A 23,028-nucleotide genomic window follows, 5' to 3' on the forward strand; every position below is an offset into this window, starting at 1 on the left:
CCTCGCTGGAAAGGTACATCCGCTCTGCGTCTGCACCTTTCCAGCGAGGCTAAAACCGAATACCGTTACCCTTGACCGTTTACCCGACACAGCAGGTAGACGGTCTTTTGTTTTGCCAAGAAGGAGGTCAAACACGATGGACAAGTCACGCGAAGAATTAGAGAAAGAGTATGCTGAGGCCACCGCTAAGTTGGAGCAGTACCAGCACAGAGGCCAGCGGTATGAGAACCGCATCCGCTACTACACCCAAGGCGAAAGGAAGAAGCGAAACCACCGACTTATCACCCGTGGCGGAGCGGTGGAGAGTATCGCCCCGGAGGTGCGCGGCATGAGCGAAAGGGCCTTTTTTCTTTTGATGGAAAAGGTCTTTTCCCTGCCGGAAGTTGCCGCCCTGGTGAGCCAAGCCACTGACCAGCAGGAAAGCGGATAATTGGCCCTGTTCCATCTCCACGTTACCCAGGTCAAACGGAGCGCGGGACAGTCTGTTGTCACGTCCGCCGCCTACCGAGCCGGGGAGAAATTGTATAGCGAATACTATGGCGAGGTCAGCGACTACACCCACAAGGGCGGCGTGGTCTGCACAGACATTCTCCTGCCGCCCCAGGCCCCCAACCAGTACCAAGACCGCGCCACCCTCTGGAACGCCGTGGAGAAGGCCGAGCGCGGCAAGAAAGCCCAGCTTGCATATAGCTTTGACATTGCCTTGCAGAACGAGTTTTCATTGGAGGAAAACATCGCTCTTGCAAGGCAATTTGTTTCGGAGCAGCTTGTGGGCCGGGGCATGATTGCCGACTTTGCCATCCACCAGCCGGACAAGGAGGACGGCGGTATTCCTAACCCGCACTTTCATGTTCTCTGCCCCATCCGGCCCATTGAGCCAGACGGCAAATGGGGGTGCAAGCAGCGCCGCCGCTACCGTCTGGACGAGGACGGGAACCGCATTATGGGAGAGGACGGCAAGCCCCTCTTTGACGCTGTTCCCACTACCGACTGGGGAAGCCCGGAAACACTGGAACATTGGCGGGAGGCGTGGGCCGCTATGGTGAACGCCAAGTTTGAGGAAAAGGGGCTGACCTGCCGCATCGACCACCGCTCCTATGAGCGTCAGGGCCTTGACCTGCTGCCCACCGTCCATGAGGGCGTGGCCGTCCGCCAGATGGAGGCCAAGGGCATCCCCACCGACAAGGGCGATCTGAACCGCTGGATAAAAAAGGCCAACAACATTCTGCGGGATATTCGGAAGAAAATCGCCGGCCTGACGGATTGGATTAAGGCCATAAAAGAAGAATTGAGCAAGCCCCAGGCCCCGACCCTTGCCGCCCTGCTGACCGACTACTATGAGGGCCGGAACGCCGGAGCATGGAGCCGCAACGCCAGGATTGGAAATCTTAAAGGTTTTGCCGAGGCCATCAATTTTCTGACCGAGAGGGGCATCGCTACGCTGGAAGATTTAGAGACCCATATCGCCGCCCAGAGTGAACGAACGGAGGCCATCAACACATCCATGAAAGCGAAGCGTGACCGTCTGAACGAATTGAAGGAACTGCTTCGCCTTGTTGACCTCTACCGAGACACCAAGCCCGTCTATGACGAGTTGCAGGGTATCAAGTGGAAGGGCAAGCGGGAAAAATTCGAGAGGGAGCATGAGAACGAGTTGAGGACGTTCCACATGGCCCGCCGGAAGCTGGACAAGCACCGTTCCCCTGCTGGTAAAATCCCCGTTCATGCGTGGGAACAGGAACAGGCGAGGCTTCACCAGGAGTACACAGCCGAGTATGAGCAGTACAAGCCTATCCAAGACGATTTGCGGCGGCTTCAACAGGTGAAGCGGAACGCCGATGCTGCCATACACCAGCAGGAGCAGACCCAGCAGAAACGCCGGGAGGTGGAGCGGTGAACGGCATTCCCCGACTGACCTACCAGCAGTACCGAGCCGTCCGGCGGCTGGTGCATGACTGCTGCAATTATGACGGCGGCAACTGTCTTGCTCTTGATGACGGCTGGGAGCCTTGTGTCTGCGTCCAGAGTATCACCTATTCCCTGGTCTGTAAATGGTTCCGCGCCGCCGTCCTGCCAACAGACAAGGGGTTGTGTGCCGCCTTGCTCCACCGAGGACAGGCGCGGCCCTGTGCCGAGTGCGGGGCGATGTTCGTGCCGCGCTCCAATCGGGGCAAATACTGTGACGAGTGCGCCGCCAATGTGCGCCGGAGAAAGAAAGCTGCCAGCGAACGGGAACGCCGCAGGCGTGGACATTTAGAGGCTGAAAAGCCTTGCAATCAGGGGGCTTGTGGACAGTCCTCAAAGGGGGACTAATACATTCCCCTTCCCCCACTCCAACGTGGGCGGCAAAATGGCGCTCACGTGGATTAACTTTGATGAATGATGAAAGGAGAGCCTATGACCTACGACCCCAGCATGACGATCACCAGCACCATCCCCGCCCCGGAGGGGAGCGACAGCACCAGCAGAGAGGGCAAGGCCATCCCCCTGCCCGTGATGGCGGGCGGCAACGCTTCACCCGCCCCGGACGTACCGCCACCCGATATGGTAAAGACCGTTGGCGGTACGACCTTTGATATTTATTTCCATTTCAGCCAGACCAGCCGGGAAACCTTTACCGACAAGGTACTGCGCCTTATTCAATCCGATGTTGTAACCTCATAAAAATAATTTACTTTTTTCTCTATCCTTATTGACAAAACCCGAAAGGAACGGTTTTAATCGAGTGTGGAAAGCTCTTGCAGCGGGGCGGGTACAAAATCAAGGTGCTAAACACCATCAATTTCAAGAAATCCATGCGGTACAATCCCTTCGCCTATCTGCGCAGCGAAAAGGATATTTTGAAACTGGTAAATACCATTATCGCCAACACCAAAGGCGACGGGGAAAAATCCGGCGAGGATTTTTGGGTGAAATCGGAACGGCTTTTTTACTGCGCCCTTATCGGCTACATCTGGTACGAAGCCCCGGAGAATGAGAAAAACTTTACGACGCTGCTTGAAATGATAAATGCGTCGGAAGCCCGCGAGGACGACCCGGAATTTCAATCCCCCGTTGACCTCATGTTTGAACGCTTGGAGGAAAAAGACCCGGAACATTTTGCGGTGCGCCAGTACAAGAAGTTTTTGCTGTCTGCCGGAAAAACAAGAAGCTCTATCCTCATTTCCTGCGGTGCGCGTCTTGCCCCCTTTGACATTCGGGAACTGCGCGAGCTGATGGAAACCGACGAAATGGAGCTTGACACCTTAGGCGACCGAAAGACCGCGCTTTTTGTTATTATCTCCGACACCGACGACACCTTTAACTTTGTTGTATCAATCCTTTACACACAGCTTTTCAATCTGCTTTGTGACAAGGCAGATGATGTGTACGGCGGGCGGCTACCTGTTCATGTGCGCTGTCTGCTTGACGAGTTTGCAAATATCGGGCAGATACCGAAGTTTGAAAAACTCATTGCCACGATAAGGAGCCGCGAAATCTCCGCGTCCATCATCTTGCAGAGCCAGTCGCAGCTAAAGGCTATCTACAAGGACAACGCCGATACCATTGTCGGCAACTGCGATACGACCCTGTTCTTGGGCGGCAAGGAGAAAACGACCCTTAAAGAAATGTCGGAAATCTTGGGGAAAGAAACCATTGACAGCTTCAACACTTCCGAAACAAGAGGACGGGAGCTTTCCCACGGGCTGAACTATCAGAAGTTAGGCAAGCAGCTTATGAGCGAAGATGAAATTGCGGTCATGGACGGCGGGAAATGTATCTTGCAACTACGCGGGGTGCGTCCGTTCTTCTCCGAAAAATACGATATTACCAAACACCCGAAGTACAAGTACCTTTCCGACTTTGACAAGAAAAATGCCTTTGACATGGAAAAGCACTTGCGCCGCCGTCCTGCAATCGTAAAGCCGGACGAGGTATTTGACTATTACGAAGTTGACGAAGCAGATTTGCAGGAGGACACAGAAAATGAATAAGCGTATCAGAAAGAAAAAGGCAAAACAGCAGCTAATCCGGGCTATCAGCGGGCTTGTGGAAGCTGCCGAGGAAATGCAGCGGGAACAGGAACGCAGGACAAGACAGGCAGGTATTTCCTATATCAAGTATATCGAAGCTGTCCGGGAACGGCAGTACGGCATTATGCCTGTCTACACACCACTTTTTGAAAAGGAGGGAGCTTAAAGTAAAAATAATAAACACGGGCTACATGGTACGCGCCCCTACTCCTTGCGCGTATCGCGGCAGGAAGCCGCACCCTTACAACTGAATACCGCCGCGCCGCAGCAACAAACGCAGCGCGGGGACTTATGACCGCGGCAGTTATCGAAAACTGACCGCCGTTTTTTATGCCCTTTTTCGGGCAGCCGCACAGCGGCAGAAAGGAGTTATATTATGGCATTTTTCAACAGCGCAGTAGGCGTTTTACAGACACTCGTTATCGCTCTCGGAGCAGGTCTTGGCATTTGGGGCGTTATCAACCTCTTGGAGGGCTACGGAAATGACAACCCAGGTGCAAAAAGCCAGGGCATGAAGCAGCTCATGGCGGGCGGCGGCGTTGCCCTTATCGGTGGCACCCTTGTACCTCTGCTTTCCGGCCTGTTCGGTTAAGCGGCGGGGTTAGCCTATGCAGAGCATACTTGACGCGATTAACGAATGGATAAAGGAAATCCTCATTGGAGCCATTAACGGTAATCTGTCAACTATGTTCGGGGACGTAAACGAAAAAGTCGGAACTATCGCCGCAGAGGTAGGACAAACCCCGCAGGGGTGGAACGCAGGCATATTTTCCATGATACAGAGTTTGTCGGAAAATGTGATTGTACCCATTGCGGGGCTTGTCATTACCTACGTTCTATGCGTGGAGCTTATCAGCATGGTAACGGAAAAGAACAATATGCACGATATTGACACGTTCATGTTCTTTAAGTGGTTTTTCAAGGCGTGGGTAGCGGTGTATCTCGTTACCCACACCTTTACTATCACTATGGCGGTGTTCGATATGGCGCAGCACGTTGTTTCCGGCGCAGCGGGCGTGATCGGCGGCAATACGAATATCGACGTTGACGCCGCCCTCTCGTCCATGCAAGCCGGACTTGACGCTATGGAAATCCCCGAACTGCTTTTGCTCGTTATGGAAACAAGCCTTGTGAGCCTTTGCATGAAAATCATGTCGGTGCTTATCACGGTTATCCTGTACGGCAGAATGATAGAAATTTACCTTTACTGTTCGGTATCGCCTATCCCGTTTGCAACTATGACCAACAGAGAGTGGGGGCAGATAGGCAACAACTACTTAAAAGCCCTGTTCGCCCTCGGTTTTCAAGGCTTCCTCATAATGATATGCGTCGGCATTTATGCGGTTTTGGTTGGCAGCATGATTGTAGCGGACAACCTGCACAGCGCGATTTTCTCCCTTGCAGCCTACACCGTGATTTTGTGCTTCTCCCTATTCAAAACAGGCGCACTTGCGAAGTCAATATTTAACGCCCATTAAAGACCGAAAGGAGGAGGTTTTCACTTGGCGTATGTACCCGTACCCAAAGACTTATCAAAAATCAAAACGAAAGTCGCTTTTAATCTGACAAAGCGGCAGATTATATGTTTTGCGGCAGCCCTCGCTATAGGACTACCGCTTTTCTTTTTGCTCAAAGACAGCGCGGGAACAAGCATGGCGGCATTTGCAATGATTGTCGTTATGCTTCCCTGCTTCCTCTTGGCAATGTATGAAAAACACGGGCAGCCCCTTGAAATCGTGATAAAGAACGTCATTCAGACAAAGTTTATCCGACCAAAGGAACGCCCCTATCAGACGGAAAATTTTTATGCCGTCATAGAAAAACAACGAAAACTGGAAAAGGAGGTATCGGCTATTGTCAATGGCAGAACGAAAAACCATGACCCGCGCGGTAAAAAATCCCGTGAAGCGTAAGCTGACCCGCGCAGAAAAGAAAGAAATCGCCGCCGTGATACAGGCGGCAAAGGGCGACGGGAAGCCCCGCACCGCACAACAGACCATTCCCTACTTGCAGATGTACCCGGACGGGATTTGCAGGGTAACGGAAAAGAAATACAGTAAAAGCCTTGTCTTTGAAGATATTAACTATCAGCTTGCACAGGCAGACGATAAGACAGCCATTTTTGAAAACTGGTGCGATTTTCTCAACTACTTTGACGCTTCCGTTTCGGTGCAGCTCTCTTTCATCAATCAGGGTGCAAGAAAGGAAAAGGCACAGGCGGCTATCGAAATTCCGGCGCAGGACGACGCTTTTAACTCTATCCGCAGGGAGTACGCGGATATGCTTAAAAATCAGCTTGAAAAAGGCAACAACGGACTGGAAAAGTGCAAGTACATTACCTTTTCCATTGAAGCGGACAATCTTGCGGCGGCAAAAGCCCGCCTTTCCCGTATCGAAACCGACGTACTCAATAATTTTAAGGTGCTTGGTGTAACCGCCCGCCCCATGAACGGACAGGAACGCTTGAACGTACTGCATGGGATTTTCCACCCGGAGGGCGAGCCGTTCCGTTTCTCTTGGGACTGGCTTGTACCGTCCGGGCTTACCACAAAGGACTTTATCGCCCCGTCCTCGTTCCGCTTTGGCGACGGCAGGACGTTTCGCATGGGGCGCAAGCTCGGTGCTGTTAGCTTCCTTGAAATCCTTGCGCCGGAGCTGAACGACCGTATGCTTTCGGACATTCTCGACCTTGAAAACGGAATTATCGTCAATCTGCATATCCGCAGTATCGACCAGAGCGAAGCAATCAAGACTATCAAGCGCAAAATTACCGACCTCGACAAGATGAAGATTGAGGAACAGAAAAAGGCGGTACGCAGCGGGTACGATATGGATATAATTCCGTCCGACCTTGCCACGTTCGGCAGCGAAGCGAAAAATCTCTTGCAGGATTTACAGAGCAGAAATGAAAGAATGTTTCTGCTGACGTTCCTTGTGGTAAACATGGCAGACACGAAGCGGAAACTGGATAATGACATCTTTGCTACGGCGGGCTTTGCACAGAAAAACAACTGCGCTCTGACCCGCCTTGACTATTTGCAGGAAGCGGGCTTTATGTCCTCTATTCCTCTTGGGGAGAACCTTATCCCCATTCAAAGAGGGCTTACGACCAGTAGCACCGCTATTTTTATCCCGTTCATCACGCAGGAGCTTTTCCAAAGGGGTGCAGCCCTTTACTACGGCTTAAATGCCCTTAGTAACAACATGATACTCTGCGACCGCAAGCAACTGAAAAATCCCAACGGGCTTATTCTTGGAACACCGGGAAGCGGTAAATCCTTTGCGGCAAAACGGGAAATGACAAACGCCTTTCTCATTACCGACGACGATATTATTATCTGCGACCCGGAAGCAGAATATTTTTCCCTTGTGCAGCGTTTGGGCGGGCAAGTGATACGTCTGTCGCCTGCCGGAAAAGGCATGGACGGCAAGCCCCAGTATGTGAACCCTATGGATATTAACCTCAACTACTCCGAGGACGACAACCCGCTTGCCTTGAAATCCGACTTTATCCTTTCCCTCTGCGAGCTTGTTATCGGCGGCAAAGAGGGCTTGCAGCCCGTGGAAAAGACCGTCATTGACCGCGCCGTTAGGAATGTGTACCGACCTTTCCTTGCAGACCCCGACCCGGCAAAAATGCCGATTTTGGGCGACCTCTACAACGAACTGCTGAAACAGCCGGAGCCGGAAGCTGCCCGCATTGCGGCGGCATTGGAGCTTTATGTTTCCGGCTCTCTGAACGTCTTTAACCACCGTACCAACGTGGAGCTTTCAAACCGTCTTGTCTGCTTTGATATTAAGCAGCTTGGAAAGCAGCTCAAAAAATTAGGTATGCTCATTGTGCAAGACCAGGTGTGGAACCGCGTGACCGTCAACCGCGCCGAGAAAAAGGCAACCCGTTACTATATGGACGAATTTCATTTGCTTTTGAAAGAGGAACAGACCGCAGCCTATTCTGTGGAGATTTGGAAGCGTTTTCGTAAATGGGGCGGCATACCGACGGCTATCACACAGAACGTCAAAGACCTTTTAAGCAGCCGCGAAGTCGAGAATATCTTTGAAAACTCCGATTTTGTCCTCATGCTCAATCAGGCACAGGGCGACCGGGCTATCCTTGCAAAGCAGCTTAACATCTCCCCGCAGCAGATGAAGTATGTAACCCACACCGAAGCGGGCGAGGGGCTTATCTTTTACGGGAATGTGGTGCTGCCGTTCATTGACCGCTTCCCGACGGACACCGAGCTTTACTGTCTGCTTACGACAAAGCCGGAGGAAGTGAGCAAGCCATGAAAACAGACGTAATCATCAACCGCGACGCCCTCTATGCCCTGCGGGAGCTTCCGAGCGAAAGCGTGAACTGCTGCGTCACAAGCCCGCCTTACTATGGACTAAGGGACTACGGGCTTGACGCGCAGATTGGACGTGAGGACACGCCGGAGCAGTATATCGGGCGGCTTGTGGAAGTGTTCCGGGAGCTGCGCCGGGTACTCAAAGACGACGGGACATTTTGGCTGAATATCGCAGACACATACTGCGGCAGCGGCATGAAAGCGGGCTGCAAGCAAAAGGATTTAATCGGTATTCCGTGGCTTCTTGCCTTTGCCCTGCGCTCTGACGGGTGGTATTTACGCAGCGATATTATCTGGCTGAAAGAAAACCCTATGCCGGAAAGCTGCCGCGACCGACCGAGCCGCTGCTATGAGCATATCTTTTTACTGACGAAATCAAAGAAATATTACTATGACGCTGCCGCCATTGCAGAGCCGATCGCGCCGGGAACGGCTGCGCGCTACAGGCAAGGGCGCAGCGCAGGACACAAATACGCCGAGGAAGTACCAGGACAGGGCAAGGTACAGGGTATCAATCAGCCCCGCAGCGGCAGCTATTATGACGACGCCCTTATGCCGACCACAAGAAACAAGCGGGACGTTTGGCTTATCAATACCGTACCGTACAAGGGCGGGCATTTTGCCGCCTATCCCCCGAAGCTCGCGGAAACGTGCATACTTGCGGGCTGTCCGAAAGGCGGCGTTGTGATAGACCCGTTCTTTGGAAGCGGCACCACCGGGCTTGCAGCGCAAAGCCTTGACCGCCGCTATATCGGCATTGAACTGAACGCCGAGTATTGCGCCCTTGCAGGGGCGCGGATTGGAGGTGGTAACACTTGAAAGACCCATTAAAGCCCCGCGATAAAATCACGCAGAAAATGACCCGCGACGGGGCTATCGCAGAAAATCAGACCACGGGAGACACGGAACGTATCAGCAACCGCATACGGGACGCGGATTTACAAAAGACCCCGGAACAACAGGCGGCACAGGACGCTATGCAGCTTCCCCCGGTATCTGATACAAGCCCGCTTCCCCATGTGCCGGGAGCTGCCCCCAAAGCGGACACAGGCAAAACGGAGCGCGTCATGAAGCATATCGACGCCGCCCATACACGAAAAGCCAGTAAAAAGGCAGTACGAAAAGCACAGGCAGAAGCTACCGCCGGGACGAAATCTTCCCGGCTGCAATTTACCGACGAGGAACGCGCTGCCCCGGAGCTTGAAAAGTATATCAAGAAATCCGATAAAGCCGCCGACCGCTTGGATAAGGCAAAGGCAGCTATCCCCAAAGAAAAGAAACTGGTAAAAGAGCGCACCTTTGACGAAACCACCGGGAAAGGCAAGACCCGCCTGCACTTTGAGGAAAAGGACAAGCCGCCCGGATTTAAGGAGAAGCACAACCCGCTATCCCGCCCCACACAGGAAGCCGGGATTTTGGTACATAACAAAATCCATTCTGTCGAAAAGGATAATTCCGGCGTGGAGGGCGCACACAAGAGCGAGGAAGCCGCAGAACGGGGATTGAAGTACGGGGCGCGGAAAATCAAGCAGGACTACCGCAACCATAAGCTGAAACCCTACCGGGAAGCGGCAAAGGCAGAAAAAGCGGCTTTTCGGGCAAATATGGACTTTCAGTATCACAAGACCCTGCATGAGAACCCGCAGCTAACCAGTAACCCCATTTCCCGGTTTTGGCAGAAGCAGAAAATCAAGCGGCAGTATGCAAAGGAAGCCCGCAATACCGCAAAGGGTATCAAGGGCGCGGCAGAACGCACCCGCAAGGCGGCAGCCAAAGCCGCCGAGAAAACGAGGCAGACCGCAGCATTTGTGGCAAGGCACCCGGCGGGTGTGGCAATCGCTGTCGGGGTGCTACTGCTCTTTATCATGGTTATGTCCGGGCTGTCCTCTTGTGGGGCAATGTTTTCCGGCACGTTAAACGGCGTGCTTGGAACGTCCTATACGTCCGAGGACAGCGACCTTGTGGAAGTGGAAAACAGCTACGCAGGATTGGAAAACGAGCTGCAAAGCAGGATTGACAATATCGAGCGCGACAATCCGGGCTATGACGAGTACCGCTATGACCTTGCAAATATCGGACACAATCCCCATGAATTAGCGTCTTATCTGACCGCAAAATACCAAAGCTACACCTGCGCCGAGGTACAGAGCGAATTACAGCGGATTTTCAATCAACAATACAAGCTGACGCTGACCGAGGAAGTGGAAATACGCTACCGGGAGGAAGAACGCACCGACACATGGACAGATGAGGACGGCAACGAGCATACGGACACCTACACGGTACAAGTGCCTTATGAGTATTACATCTTGAACGTCAAGCTGACGAATACCCCACTATCCACCATTGCGGAAAACAATCTGACCCCGGAACAACTGGAAATGTACCGGGTGTACTTACAGACAAGCGGGAACAAGCCCCTTATCTTTGGCGGCGGCTCTCCCGACACTTCCGCGTCGGAAGATTTAAGCGGCGTGGACTTTGTAAACGGAACGCGCCCCGGCAATACCGCTATCGTTGACCTTGCAAAACGGCAAGTCGGAAATGTGGGCGGCTATCCGTATTGGAGCTGGTACGGCTTTAATTCCCGCGTGGAATGGTGCGCCTGTTTCGTGTCCTGGTGCTACGGGCAAATGGGACTTTCCGAGCCGCGCTTTGCCGCCTGCCAGTCGCAGGGTATTCCGTGGTTTACTTCTCACGGACAATGGGGAGCGCGGGGCTATGAAAACATTGCCCCCGGCGACGCTATCTTTTTTGACTGGGATTTAGACGGCAGCGCAGACCATGTAGGACTTGTTATCGGCAGGGACGAAAGCCGCGTCTATACCGTGGAGGGCAATTCCGGCGACGCCTGCAAGATTAAGAGCTATCCCCTTGACTATGCCTGTATCAAAGGGTACGGGCTGATGAACTGGAACTGACACATTTTTTGAAAATCGAAAGGAGAAAAATTTTATGGCAATGAGTAAAATCGAAAGAATTGACAAGGAAATCCAAAAGACCCGTGAGAAAATCACGGAGTATCAGAACAGGCTGCGCGGACTGGAAGCACAGAAAACCGAAGCGGAAAATCTGCAAATCGTTCAGCTTGTGCGCTCTATGCGCCTTACCCCGCAGGAGCTTACCGCTATGCTTGCGGGCGGAGGTATTCCGGGCATTGCCCCTATGCCCGCAGACTATGAGGAACAGGAGGACAATGCAGATGAAGAATAAAATCCTTGCAAGCCTTACCGTACTTTGCGCCGCCCTTGTCCTTGTGGGCGGCTTTTCCGTTACCGCCTATGCACAGACCCCGACGGAAGAAACCGACGACAGCGGCGTAATCGTGGAAACCGAGCCGCAGCCCTTGACCCCGGAGGGCAACATGACCCTTGTGGACGACATTGACGGGGACGCTGCCGAGGATAAGCAGTTTATCGTCGTGAAAAGCAAAGGTGGCAACTATTTTTACATTATCGTTGACCGGGCAGCCGAGGGGGAAAATTCCGTCCACTTCCTAAATCAAGTAGACGAAAGCGACCTTATGGCGATTATCGGGGAGGAACAGACCGAACAACCCCCGGCTGTCTGCAACTGTACCGAGAAATGCAAGGCGGGCGAAGTAAACACCGCCTGCCCCGCCTGCTCTGTCAACATGGATAGCTGCACAGGCAAGGAAGCCACGCCGGAGGAACCCGCCGAGCAGGAGCAGCCCCAGAACGGCATGGGCGGGCTTTTGATTTTCCTTGTCGTGGGCTTGCTTGGCGGCGGCGCAGCCCTCTACTACGTTAAGTTTATGAAACCGAAACAGAACGTGAAAGGCAGCACCGACCTTGACGAGTTCGATTTTGACGAATACGACGAGGACGAGCCGGAAGAAGCTGACAGCGCAGACACCGAACAGGAGGACGAGGAAGAATGAAACTTGTGATTTGTGAGAAACCCAGCGTCGGGGCGGCGGTTGCCGCCGCCCTTGGCGTAAGGGAGAAGAAAGACGGATATATCGAGGGGAACGGTTATGTTATCTCTTGGTGTATCGGGCATTTGGTAGGACTTGCGGAAGCTGCCGCCTATGGGGAACAGTACAGGAAATGGAGCTATGACAGCTTACCCATTCTGCCGCAGGAATGGCAGTACACCGTAGCTGCCGACAAGGGAAAGCAATTCAAAATCTTAAAAGACCTCATGCAGCGCAGCGACGTTTCGGAAGTCGTGAACGCCTGCGACGCAGGACGCGAGGGAGAATTGATTTTCCGCTTTGTCTATCATCAAGCGGGCTGCAAGAAGCCCTTTACCCGTCTTTGGATTTCCTCTATGGAAACGGACGCCATCAAAAGCGGCTTTGACAATCTGAAGGACGGGCGCAGGTATGACGCTCTCTATCATTCCGCACTATGCAGGGCAAAGGCTGACTGGCTTATCGGCATTAACGCGACCCGCCTTTTCTCCTGCCTGTATGGAAAAACCTTGAACGTGGGGCGCGTTCAGACCCCAACCCTAAAAATGCTTGTAGACCGGGACGCTGCCATTATGAACTTCAAGAAAGAAAAATATTACCATGTGCGCCTTATGCTCCCCGGCGCAGAAGCGGCAAGCGCGAAGATCTGCGCCGCTGATGAAGCGGGCAAACTGAAAGCGGCCTGCGAAGCGTCGGCGGCTGTCTGCACTTCCTTGACCCGTGAAAATAAAACCGCTATACCGCCGAAGCTCTTTGACCTTACCTCTCTGCAAAGGGAAGCAAACCGTATCTACGGGTACACGGCAAAGCAGACCTTTGACCTTGCACAGACACTTTATGAAAAGAAGCTGCTTACTTATCCGAGAACGGACAGCAACTATCTGACCGACGACATGGGCGACACAGCGGCGAGTATCGTATCGCTGCTTTGCGGCAAGCTGCCCTTTATGGCGAGCGCAGCCTATGAACAGAGTATTTCCCGCGTTCTGAACAGCAAAAAAGTATCAGACCACCACGCCATTATCCCCACTATGGAAATTGCAAAAACTGACCTTACTACGCTGCCGGAAAGTGAAAGAAATATCCTTATCCTTACCGGGGCGCGTCTGCTTATGGCGACCGCAGAGCCGCACGTTTACGAAGCGGTAACGGCGGTTTTCTCCTGCGCCGACCATGAATTTACGGCAAGGGGCAAGACGGTAATCGCTGCCGGGTGGAAAAACATTGAACGGCTTTACCGGGCTACCCTCAAAAAGAAGCCGGACAGCGACGACGAAAACGAACTTGTTTTAGATGTGCCGGACTTTACCGAGGGACAGACCTTTGAAAACCCTGCTGCAAAGGTTACGGAGCATGAAACGACGCCGCCGAAGCCCCACAATGAAGCGTCCTTACTTTCTGCTATGGAACGCGCCGGGAATGAGGACACCGACCCGGACGCAGAACGCCGGGGGCTTGGTACGCCCGCTACCCGCGCCGCTGTCATTGAAAAGTTAGTGGGAGGCGGCTTTGTGGAGCGCAAGGGCAAGCAGCTGCTTCCCACCAAAGACGGGACAAATCTTGTCTGCGTCCTGCCGGACAGCTTAACTTCTCCGCAGCTTACGGCTGCATGGGAAAACAATCTGACGCAGATTGCAAAGGGCAACGCCGACCCGGACACTTTCATGCAGGGTATCGAAACTATGGCACAGGAGCTTGTAAAAACCTATGCTTCCGTGTTAGGCGAGAAACAGGAGCTTTTCAAGACAGAAAAAACAGAGCTTGGAAAGTGTCCCCGCTGCAAGTCCCCGGTCTATGAGGGAAAGAAAAACTACTACTGTTCCAACAAAGAGTGCAGCTTTGCCATGTGGAAAAATGACCGCTTCTTTGAGGAATGGAAAACCGTCTTTACCCCGAAGATTGCCGCAGCACTTTTGAAATCCGGCAAGGCAACAGTCAAAAAGCTGTATTCTCCGAAAACAGGAAAAACCTACGACGGAACGGTGCTTTTAGCTGATACGGGCGGTAAGTATGTGAACTACAAAGTAACCATTTCAAAGGACAAAGAACTGGAATAGCAAGCATAGGAAGCGGGTACCCACTTCCGTAAAATCCCTGCCACTCATGTAGAGCTTGGCGGGGATTTTGCTTGTTGGGAAGTTTCCCAAACCCTCTAAAAATCCTCAAAAATCTTTGGCAGAAATGCGGGCGCACCGTAGTAGGACTATGTAACCACAAACGCAGCGTCCGCGCTGCCATACGCGAAAGGAGGTTTTACACATGGCAAGTTTGCGCGACAGCGTAAAGGACTATCAAGAGGAACTTAGGGACGGTATTGCATGGGTAGCATTTTGGAAACAGGGACGTTCATGGAACGCCGAGCTGTTTCATCTTGAAGTGGACGGTACTTTAGAACCGTTTGACAGGAGCCGGTTAGAGGAAATCAAAGCGGCTGACCCCGCCGCCGTTATTCTAAACGGCTACTACTGCGGGCATTTAGGCGAGAATATGAGCCTTGACGAGCTGACCGCCGGAGTGCGCTATCACTATGAAAACGGCAGGAATGACCTTGACGGTTTTATCGGGGCGCATGACGACAGGCTTCCCCCGGAGGTTATCGAGGAAGCAAGAGCCGCCGCCCATGCAGCGGGGCTTCCCTTTTCCGAAAAGCCCTACCGGGACGGGGAAGATTTTGACCCTTATATATTTGACGGAAGCATGAGCATTGAGGACTACGAACTTATGCACCGCATGATTGAAAAAGAAAGGAGCGAGCAAATGGACGAATGGAAAACAGGTTATTCCTCATACGACCATGACAGACTGGAAGCCGCCGACAAGATGAAGATTGAGCGCGGTATCTATTTTGACACGAAAGGCGCGGATATTTCCCCGCTGACCGCCTTACCTCTTGCCGAGCTTGTGAAGCTGCGGGAGGAAAGCGCGGCTGCGGAACAGACCGTTTTTGAAAATCTGAAAGTACAGGCTTCCGCATGGGAGGAACAGGCAGGAAAGACCTTGCTATTTGACAAGGCGATTGAGTATGCGAGAATACCCGAAGTGAAGCATACGGCGAACAAGTGGCAGGACGAGGACAACGACCGCCACACCATCAGCAACCGGGTATATAAAATGAGCTACCATGTGTATGAAAATACCCGCTACGACAGAAAAGCAGAGAAATCTATCCCGTACTCCTATACGTTATCTTGGAACATCTACACCAACAGCCCCCACGGGTACGGACAGGCAAAAATTGCCGGACAGGACAGAAAGGTATTTGCTGACCGGGCAGCTATGGAAAAATATCTGAACGGGCGTATCAAGGCGTATGAAAAACTTTTTACGGAAATCTCCCCGGCTATCCCGCCGGAATACGCGGAACAGTTTAGGGTAAACGGACAGCTCTTACCAGGCTACACCGTAGAGGGCGAGGAAATCAAGCAGCCCGCCGCCGACATTTCCGCCGCTGCACCGAGAACCGAACCGGGACAGGAAACGGAACAGTTTGCAATCCTGATTGACAGCCGCACCCGCTTTGAAACGGGAGAACCGGGTGGCTACTGGCTTTCCATGCCCGCCACAAAGGAAGAACTTCACAAAGCTATGCGAAGCGTCGGCATTACCGCTGACAATCCGCAGGATTTTTTCATTCATGGGTATTCTGACCGGGAGGACAGACACATTGCCCTGCCGTATGACATGGTATGCGCGGCACAGGTGGACGAGCTGAACTTCCTTGCGGCAAGACTGGAAACCCTTGACGCTTCCGGGATTGCCGCGCTGAACGCAGCCACGCAGCGCAGGAATGGTTTTGAGAATATCGGGCAGCTCATTGACTTTACCTATAACGAGGACTTTTTCGTGCATATCCCCGAAGTCCACACGCCCCGCGAATTGGGCGATTATTACCTTAACAAATCCGGCATGGTGCAAATGCCCGCTGAATGGAAAAACAGCATTGACCCTATCGCCTTTGGACGAAACGCCGCCGCGCAGGAAAAAGGCAGCTTTACGGAATACGGCTACCTTGTGGAAAGCGGCGACGAATGGGAGAAACACTTTGAGGGACGGGACGTGCCGGAGGAATACCGCATTATGAGCTACCCGCAGCCGACCATCGAACTGGACGCAGCCCCGGCAGTACAGACGGCGACCATTCCCGAAGCACAGCAGCAGGAGCCGCGCCCGGTTATCCCTATCGTGCTGACGAGCGAGAAGCCAGCCGAAAAGCTCAAAGAGATAACCGACCGCTTGGAGCAAGGCATTACGGAGCTGTTCGACAGCGAGCGTTACAAGGAATATCTGCGCGTCATGTCAAAGTTTCATAATTACAGCTTTAACAATACGCTGCTGATCGCCATGCAAAAGCCCGACGCTTCCCTTATCGCCGGATTTTCCGCATGGAAAAATAACTTTGGACGAAACGTGATGAAAGGACAAAAGGGTATCAAAATCCTTGCCCCGTCGCCCTTTAAGATTAAAAAGGAACTGGAGAAAATCGACCCGCAGACGGGAAAAGCCTTTATCGGCAAGGACGGAAAGCCCGTAACCGAGGAAAAGGAAATCACAATCCCCGCCTTTAAGGTGGTATCGGTCTTTGACGTATCGCAGACCGAGGGAAAGGAAATCCCCGACATTGCCGTAAATATGCTGACCGGGGACGTGGAGCATTACAAGGACGTTTTCGCTGCCCTTGAAAAGACTTCTCCTGTTCCTGTCGGCTTTGAAAAAATCGAGGGCGGCGCACATGGTTACTACCACTTGGAGGACAAGCGTATTGCCCTTGATGAGGGCATGAGCGAGCTGCAAACCTTAAAGACCCTTATCCATGAAATCGCCCATGCGAAGCTGCACGACATTGACCTAAACGCCCCTTTGGAGGACTTGGAGAACAGACCCGACCGCCGCACCCGTGAGGTGCAGGCAGAAAGTATTGCCTATACCGTGTGCCAGCATTACGGGCTTGATACTTCCGATTATTCCTTTGGGTATGTTGCCGGGTGGAGTGCCGGACGGGACCTTGCCGAACTGAAAAGCTCCCTTGAAACAATCCGCAGCACCGCAGCGGAAATCATCAACAGCATTGATGAACATATCGCAGAGCTGCAAAAGGAACAGGCGCAGGACGCTCCGAGGGAGAAAGCCGCCATGCAGGAGTACATTTACAAGATTGAAGCCAACCCCCGCACAACGGGCGACAACGACCGCTTTTTCCTGCAAGCCTATCTCCCGCAGGAAAACGGCAGGGCAAAAATCGGGGACGTGCTGTATATCGGCAGCCTTGCAAAATGCCGGGAACTCATGGGCGGGCTGAACGCCGGAGAGCTGACGCAGGGAGAAGTAAAGGAGCTATATGCAAAGGCGCAGGAAGCCGAAGCCGACAAAGACACCTTTTCCATTTATCAGCTAAAGCAAGGGGACGAAACGCGGGACTTCCGCTTTGAGCCTTACGACCGCCTGCAGGCGGCGGGAAATGTGGTTGATAAGACAAACTATGAGCTTGTCTATTCCGCAGAGCTTACGCCGGGTACTTCCCTTGAAGATATTTACACCCGTTTCAATATCGACCACCCGAAAGATTTTAAGGGACACAGCCTTTCCGTTTCCGACGTGGTAGTGCTTCATCAGAACGGACAGGACGCGGCGCATTATGTAGATAGTTTCGGCTACAAGGAAGTGCCGGAGTTTTTGCAGGAGCAGACACAACAGCCGGAAAAGATAAACCCGCTAAAGCACGTCGAGGACACAATCGAGCAGAACGACAACAACTTTGACGGTATCATCAACAACACCCCTACGGTTGACGAACTGGAAGCAAAGGTAAAAGCCGGGGAACAGATTTCCCTTGTTGACCTTGCAGAAGCGATTAAGGCAGACAAAGAACGCGGCAAAGAAAAGCCCTCTATCCGGGCGCAGCTTAAAGCTGACAAAGAACGGACGGGGAAAAAGAAGAACGCAAAGCAGAAGTCGCAGGACTTGGAAAGGAGCTGACACATGAGCAAATTAAATAAATTTGAAGATGTAGACGTGTTCGCTTCCCTCGATGCGATTATGAAGCAGAATACAGGCTTTTACCAAAGCGATTTTGATATTGACAGGGAGATTATCGCAAAAACGGCGGCAAGCGCAAGTAAAGAGGATAAGACCCTCTTATGGTTTTGCCGCCCGTCCGGGACGCATTGCTTCCGGGAGCGTGACGTTTTCCTAAAGGACACCGCGCCCCATAATACCTGGCGTTTTTACATGGAGCAGACAAGCGACCGTATTCTTGCCTATGCAATCGAGCTGACAGGCAAGGAGCATGGAAAAATCAAGGGCAATCTGTATGAACTTGACTATTCCCGCCATTATGAGCGCGTCAAAGAAAAAGGGCTGCCCGCCGATACGGTAAAGCTGATTTATGAGCGCGGGGAGCAGATGATACCCGCCGGACAGTATTTCAACGGAAGCCCAGACCCGCAGTTTGGGAAGTTTGAACGCTTTGAAGCCATACCCAACGACCCGGACGCTCTTAAATGGCTCTTACGGGAGGAACACCGCAACAGGGAGCAGCTTCCACCGGGAGATTTTAAGGCCCATATCGCCGCATTGCATGACGGACTGATTGAAACGGAAGCACGGCGCATTGTGCGGGAAATGAAGCGGCATGACACGCCGAACAGCCCGAACAAGACCCATTTCATGGTGGAGCTTTCCCCAGCGTTCATGCAGCTTGCGAACACAAAGGACATTGACCGCCTTTTCTCCATGCTGCCTTACAAGACCCTTTCCTTTTCCAAAATCGAGGGCAGACATGGAACGTATGCGCTGATTGACAAGGGAGAGAACCGGGACAAAGAGATTAAAAAGCCCCGCCCCTCTGTCCGGGCGCAGCTTGCCGCAGACAAGAAAACAGCCGCCCCGAAAAAGTCAGCGGCAAAAAGAAAAAATCACGATTTGGAGGTATGAGCATGAATAGATTTACTGTTGAGGAAACAAACCTTTTGAGCATTTACCATGAGGGAAGCAAGGCGCAGCTTATTGAGAACATGACCGCTGCGCTGCCTTACATGGACGCGGGATTACGGGAGCTTGCAGAGCGCACCATTTCCAAAGTGAACGCGCTGACCGACGCCGAGTACAAAGAGCTTTCCGTTTATCCTGCTGATGAAGTATGACCGGGATTAAGCGGCTGATGCCGCGACAAAGCCGCAAGGTAAACACCCTTGTGAAAAAGGAGTGCTGCAACTGCGAGAATGGCAACTGTATTTTACTGGACGACGGGGACACTTGCGTATGCCCGCAGCTCATTTCCTATTCCCTGCTCTGTAAGTGGTTTCGGATTGCCGTACTTCCTCTTGATAAGCTGCTCTATGCGGAACTCTATCAGACCGAGGACAGAAAGAAATGTACCGTGTGCGGCGCGTTCTTTGCGTCCACCTCTAACAGCGTCAAATACTGCCCGGACTGTCGGAAGCGGATTACCCGCAGACAGGCAGCCGAGCGCATGAGAAAACGGCGCGCTCTTGTTACGCGGTAAGGGCGAAAAAAGCCTTGTTTTACAGGCTTCTGACAACCGTTTCCTCATAGGGCAAGGGCTTTATACCTTTTCCCTTAAAAACGGCGTTCTACTGCGTAACATTTCAGAACTGCACCCATAAGAAAACCGGGGCGCGGATAGTCTTTACTGACTGTCTGCGTCCCGGTTTTTCCTTTGCTATTTTTCCATGTTGATTTGAGGGGTTGCGCCCTTATCTGTGGTAAGTAAACGGTATATCGTAAGGGGGATATACCATGCAGCCACGACGAGCCGCCATATCAAAATGACCCCACCGATAATGCCGCCCAAAATGAAGTTGAGGGCAATGATACCCACCGTTCCGGCTATGTCATACCCATGCGGTACAAGCCATACGAACATACGGCGAATACCAAAGGGAATACCGCAGCACAGCCACACATAAAAGTAATTGGTCTGCCCGTCCTCTGTAAAGACGTTCTTAAACATGAAGAATAAAAACAATGCGATAACGGCGGGCAAAACGGTTCTCTTAAAAAAGTCTTTCCAAATTTCCCCGCGTGTCATGGTATCACTCCTTTTCTATTGGGAATTGTGGGATAGCTTCTAACAGTTTCAGTATGAGCGTTTGCCGTAAATCGTCGTCGATTTCCTCTTTTACGCTTCCGTCCGGCTGACGCTTTTTTACCATTGCAAGGCGGTTGATTTCGTCACCGTAACAAGCAAGCACTTTTTCCAACGCCCATTTTTCGCCCGCAACGGCGGCGCGTATCGTTTCATAGTCCGGCATTTCCTGTTCCATTCTCTGACACTTCCTTTGCTGAAAATGTATCACTTTGGTATGTAACTACTGTTTTTGATAGGAACTATTATATCATACAAGTATGAACAAAGCTACTCCCCGCGTTCTTTTCCTTTTTCCCGTTCCGGTTCTCTTGGCTGCCGTAAAATGCTGTCTATGTTCTGTTTGATAACGTCGTACTCTTTGACCTGTTTTTTCAGTCTGCCATAGTCGGCGTAAAGGGCTTCTTTCTGTTCCTGGAGCTTTTCATATTCCGATTGCAGCGCGGTGAGGTTCGGGAGCTTGGAAACGCCCGCCGCCTTTAATGCCTTTGCCGCTGCTTCATGCAAGATGATTTCGCGCTCATGAGCTGCCCGGTAACTGTCCTTATTTCTTGCTTTGCGGTATGCGTCATAGGCGGGTTTTGTCTTTTGGAACGTGGAAACATTCTTGATAAGCACCGCCATATCTACAAGCCGTTTTTCCGCGCTCTTTAATGCGTCTGCCGCCTGTTCGCTCTCTGTCTGTATCTCTGCGATTTTTGCGGTCAAGTCGGTGTATTGTTCAATCTTGTGTTCCGTAATAAAATTCATGGTCTTAGCTGCCTGTTTCAGATTGTGGATTTTCGCCCATTGTTCATAACCCCGGCTCTGCGCCGCCTTGATACTGTTTTCAATATCAATGAGCAGGGACATGCCGCGTTCTGTCTTGGGAGCTTTGGCGGTGCGGGTACGCTTGCCCTCTATCCGTTCCCGGATTGCTTCCTCTGTATAATCTGCGCCGAGGGTTTTCAAACGGGTAAACCGTTCCTGTCCCGGAACCAAACAGGACACATATTTTCCCCGTTTGATTGTGAAGCCTTCTGCCTGTAACCGCGCGAGCAATTCTTCAAAGTCGGACACTTGGGGGATAAGGGTATCGACGGCAAGTTTCAATTTTGCTTTGGCGGTTTTCTCTTTCTTATACACCGCATAATTCTTTCCCTTGCCGCCTTTCTCCGGCACAAGGACGGACAAGCCGTTTTCCCGGCACAGCCTGTCGCTGATGTTGCGTATTCCGTAATAGGTGCGCTTGTTGGAAACATACTTGTGGTAGTCTACAAAGTTTACCGCACAAAAAATGATGTGGTTATGGATATGCCCTTTATCTATGTGAGTGGTAAGGACGTATTCATATTGCCCCTTTGTTACCGCGTCGGCAAGCTGTTTTCCGATTTCATGGGCTTTCTCATAATCGACTTCCCCCGGCTCAAAAGATTGTATCAAATGGTGTGCGAGGTTGTTTCCTCTGTCAAGAGCTTGCGACAATGTAAATCCGAACTCAATATCTGCCGTTTCATAGCTGCACCCGAACGAGGACACCAGCATTTTCCCGTCCGTCTTGTTCGGGTTTTGGATATAGTCAAGGGCTTTTTTTAACGTGCTTTTAATAGGCTTAATCTTTGTAACCGCCATATCTCCGCAAGCACCTCCTTGATTTCTTCTATATCCTCTTGGTAGACGCTGCCCGTCGCATTGACGCGCTTTGCAATCTGATTGACATTGACCCCGATTTTCTGTATCTCCGCTGTCATAGCTTTTATGTCGGCATGGTCTATCTGAATGATATACCCGTCGATTGCCATTTTCCGCAAGTAGGCTTCCATGTTCCGGGTAGGGACGAGCTGCATTTTCTGTTCAATGAACGCCCGTTCTTCCTCTGTTACTCTGAATTTAATTTGTACTGTCCGTTTCCTGCCGTTCATCGGCTCACACTCCTTTCCATTCCGAGGGTTTGGGACACTTCCCAACAAGCAATTTTCAACCGACGCGCCGCAGCGCAGGAGGGCGAAAATACGGAAAGGGTACCCCTTTCCTATGCTTGCTAAGAAACTTTCTCCCTTTATCCCTACTACATGGAAAATCTGATTTTGCCAAAGCAGGACAAAAGAAAAACGCCGCAAACTGCGACGTTTCAAACTGCTTTTTCTATGAAGAAACGAGGGAACTTTATTCCCCCGTTGTTTCGTTGTTGGCTTCCTCAATCCCTTTTGCGGTAGCTGACAGGATTTTCAAATCCTTTTCGCTCATGCCGTCGAGCATGGTATCAAGCTGACGGCGGCGTGTGGACTTTTCCTGTTCCCGTTCCGGGAAAAAGAACTGGTCTACCGATACGTCAAGCAGGGTTACAAGCTCATACAAAATCTGCAAACTTGGGTGCTGCCCGCTGTTTTCAATGGACGCGATATATCGCGGCGCAATGTTCAGCTTATCCGCTAACTGGTTGCGGGAAATTCCCTTTGCTTTTCTTGCCGCTTTGATAGCCTGTCCGAAAGCCTTAAAATCAAACTTTTCTTTGCTCTGCTTCATAATCATTTCACCCAACTACATTGTATATTTCATCTCTCTTTCAAGATATGATTACACGCATCATAGTATGGATAGAAATAGAGCATATCATGTACTTGCTATTATTCGGTTATCCGAGTA

General features: G+C 51.8%; 23 protein-coding genes and 1 pseudogene. 19 read left to right on the forward strand and 5 right to left on the reverse strand.

The features are described from left to right. The first annotated feature begins 136 nt into the window (after positions 1-136). From C9914_RS11440 to C9914_RS01340, 19 genes and pseudogenes are all read left to right on the forward strand, one after another. Complete coding sequence (locus tag C9914_RS11440) at positions 137-430, forward strand: DUF3847 domain-containing protein (protein ID WP_021631985.1); 294 nt, start codon at positions 137-139, stop codon at positions 428-430. Continuing rightward, on the forward strand, positions 431-1,897 hold the full coding sequence (gene mobQ / locus C9914_RS01255; protein WP_021631986.1) for a MobQ family relaxase: 1,467 nt from the start codon (positions 431-433) through the stop codon (positions 1,895-1,897). Then, positions 1,894-2,313 (forward strand): cysteine-rich VLP domain-containing protein, encoded by a 420-nt coding sequence (locus C9914_RS01260; RefSeq protein ID WP_021631987.1) that lies wholly within the window; start codon positions 1,894-1,896, stop codon positions 2,311-2,313. Before mobQ ends, C9914_RS01260 begins: the two co-directional genes overlap by 4 nt. An 84-nt stretch (positions 2,314-2,397) precedes the next feature. After that, a complete protein-coding gene (locus C9914_RS11690; protein WP_035300361.1) occupies positions 2,398-2,664 on the forward strand; it encodes a transposon-encoded TnpW family protein in 267 nt (88 codons plus the stop codon). 35 nt (positions 2,665-2,699) lie between these two features. Then, positions 2,700-3,974, forward strand: a pseudogene (locus C9914_RS01270) (VirD4-like conjugal transfer protein, CD1115 family); the annotation flags it as partial. Further along, a complete protein-coding gene (locus C9914_RS01275; RefSeq protein WP_005928546.1) occupies positions 3,967-4,179 on the forward strand; it encodes a hypothetical protein in 213 nt (70 codons plus the stop codon). The pseudogene C9914_RS01270 and the gene C9914_RS01275, both read left to right, overlap by 8 nt. A 210-nt stretch (positions 4,180-4,389) precedes the next feature. Next, positions 4,390-4,605: a Maff2 family mobile element protein gene (locus tag C9914_RS01280; RefSeq protein ID WP_005928550.1), complete on the forward strand. Its 216-nt coding sequence runs from the start codon at positions 4,390-4,392 to the stop codon at positions 4,603-4,605. A gap of 16 nt (positions 4,606-4,621) precedes the next feature. Continuing rightward, positions 4,622-5,491, forward strand: a complete 870-nt coding sequence (locus C9914_RS01285; RefSeq protein ID WP_005928553.1) for a VirB6/TrbL-like conjugal transfer protein, CD1112 family — start codon at positions 4,622-4,624, stop codon at positions 5,489-5,491. A gap of 24 nt (positions 5,492-5,515) precedes the next feature. Continuing rightward, positions 5,516-5,926 carry a PrgI family protein gene (locus C9914_RS01290; protein ID WP_106762854.1) on the forward strand — a complete coding sequence of 137 codons (411 nt, stop codon included), beginning with the start codon at positions 5,516-5,518 and terminating at the stop codon, positions 5,924-5,926. Continuing rightward, positions 5,874-8,303: a VirB4-like conjugal transfer ATPase, CD1110 family gene (locus C9914_RS01295; protein ID WP_015542402.1), complete on the forward strand. Its 2,430-nt coding sequence runs from the start codon at positions 5,874-5,876 to the stop codon at positions 8,301-8,303. The genes C9914_RS01290 and C9914_RS01295 overlap by 53 nt, the downstream gene beginning before the upstream one ends. Beyond that, positions 8,300-9,181, forward strand: coding sequence for a DNA-methyltransferase (locus tag C9914_RS01300; RefSeq protein WP_005928563.1), 882 nt, complete (start codon positions 8,300-8,302; stop codon positions 9,179-9,181). Before C9914_RS01295 ends, C9914_RS01300 begins: the two co-directional genes overlap by 4 nt. A gap of 38 nt (positions 9,182-9,219) precedes the next feature. Then, positions 9,220-11,283, forward strand: a complete 2,064-nt coding sequence (locus C9914_RS01305; protein WP_106763255.1) for a CHAP domain-containing protein — start codon at positions 9,220-9,222, stop codon at positions 11,281-11,283. A 34-nt stretch (positions 11,284-11,317) separates the two neighbouring features. Next, entirely contained in the window at positions 11,318-11,575 is a 258-nt protein-coding gene (locus tag C9914_RS01310) for a DUF4315 family protein (protein ID WP_005928569.1), read from the forward strand. Further along, positions 11,565-12,263, forward strand: a complete 699-nt coding sequence (locus tag C9914_RS01315) for a DUF4366 domain-containing protein (RefSeq protein WP_015542401.1) — start codon at positions 11,565-11,567, stop codon at positions 12,261-12,263. The genes C9914_RS01310 and C9914_RS01315 overlap by 11 nt, the downstream gene beginning before the upstream one ends. Continuing rightward, positions 12,260-14,356, forward strand: a complete 2,097-nt coding sequence (locus C9914_RS01320; RefSeq protein WP_106762856.1) for a DNA topoisomerase 3 — start codon at positions 12,260-12,262, stop codon at positions 14,354-14,356. The genes C9914_RS01315 and C9914_RS01320 overlap by 4 nt, the downstream gene beginning before the upstream one ends. 202 nt (positions 14,357-14,558) lie before the next feature. Beyond that, positions 14,559-18,272, forward strand: coding sequence for a YodL domain-containing protein (locus tag C9914_RS01325; RefSeq protein ID WP_106762858.1), 3,714 nt, complete (start codon positions 14,559-14,561; stop codon positions 18,270-18,272). A 3-nt stretch (positions 18,273-18,275) separates the two neighbouring features. Then, positions 18,276-19,229 carry a hypothetical protein gene (locus C9914_RS01330; RefSeq protein ID WP_005928610.1) on the forward strand — a complete coding sequence of 318 codons (954 nt, stop codon included), beginning with the start codon at positions 18,276-18,278 and terminating at the stop codon, positions 19,227-19,229. 2 nt (positions 19,230-19,231) lie between these two features. After that, on the forward strand, positions 19,232-19,438 hold the full coding sequence (locus C9914_RS01335; RefSeq protein WP_015542400.1) for a transposon-transfer assisting family protein: 207 nt from the start codon (positions 19,232-19,234) through the stop codon (positions 19,436-19,438). 17 nt (positions 19,439-19,455) lie between these two features. Then, positions 19,456-19,800: a cysteine-rich VLP domain-containing protein gene (locus C9914_RS01340; RefSeq protein ID WP_456238918.1), complete on the forward strand. Its 345-nt coding sequence runs from the start codon at positions 19,456-19,458 to the stop codon at positions 19,798-19,800. 177 nt (positions 19,801-19,977) lie between these two features. Here the strand turns inward: C9914_RS01340 and C9914_RS01345 are convergent, their stop codons facing one another. From C9914_RS01345 to C9914_RS01365, 5 genes are all read right to left on the reverse strand, one after another. Beyond that, positions 19,978-20,346, reverse strand: coding sequence for a DUF6050 family protein (locus C9914_RS01345; protein WP_005928622.1), 369 nt, complete (start codon positions 20,344-20,346; stop codon positions 19,978-19,980). Positions 20,347-20,350: 4 nt separating this feature from the next. After that, positions 20,351-20,581 carry a helix-turn-helix domain-containing protein gene (locus C9914_RS01350; RefSeq protein WP_005928624.1) on the reverse strand — a complete coding sequence of 77 codons (231 nt, stop codon included), beginning with the start codon at positions 20,579-20,581 and terminating at the stop codon, positions 20,351-20,353. A 92-nt stretch (positions 20,582-20,673) separates the two neighbouring features. Next, positions 20,674-22,014, reverse strand: coding sequence for a relaxase/mobilization nuclease domain-containing protein (locus tag C9914_RS01355; RefSeq protein WP_106762862.1), 1,341 nt, complete (start codon positions 22,012-22,014; stop codon positions 20,674-20,676). Beyond that, on the reverse strand, positions 21,975-22,304 hold the full coding sequence (locus C9914_RS01360) for a plasmid mobilization protein (protein WP_005422959.1): 330 nt from the start codon (positions 22,302-22,304) through the stop codon (positions 21,975-21,977). The genes C9914_RS01355 and C9914_RS01360 overlap by 40 nt, the downstream gene beginning before the upstream one ends. A gap of 244 nt (positions 22,305-22,548) precedes the next feature. After that, positions 22,549-22,911, reverse strand: a complete 363-nt coding sequence (locus C9914_RS01365; protein WP_442477682.1) for a helix-turn-helix domain-containing protein — start codon at positions 22,909-22,911, stop codon at positions 22,549-22,551. Positions 22,912-23,028: the final 117 nt, after the last annotated feature.

Origin of the sequence: Pseudoruminococcus massiliensis (assembly GCF_900291955.1) — a bacterium.
Lineage (GTDB): Bacteria > Bacillota > Clostridia > Oscillospirales > Acutalibacteraceae > Pseudoruminococcus > Pseudoruminococcus massiliensis.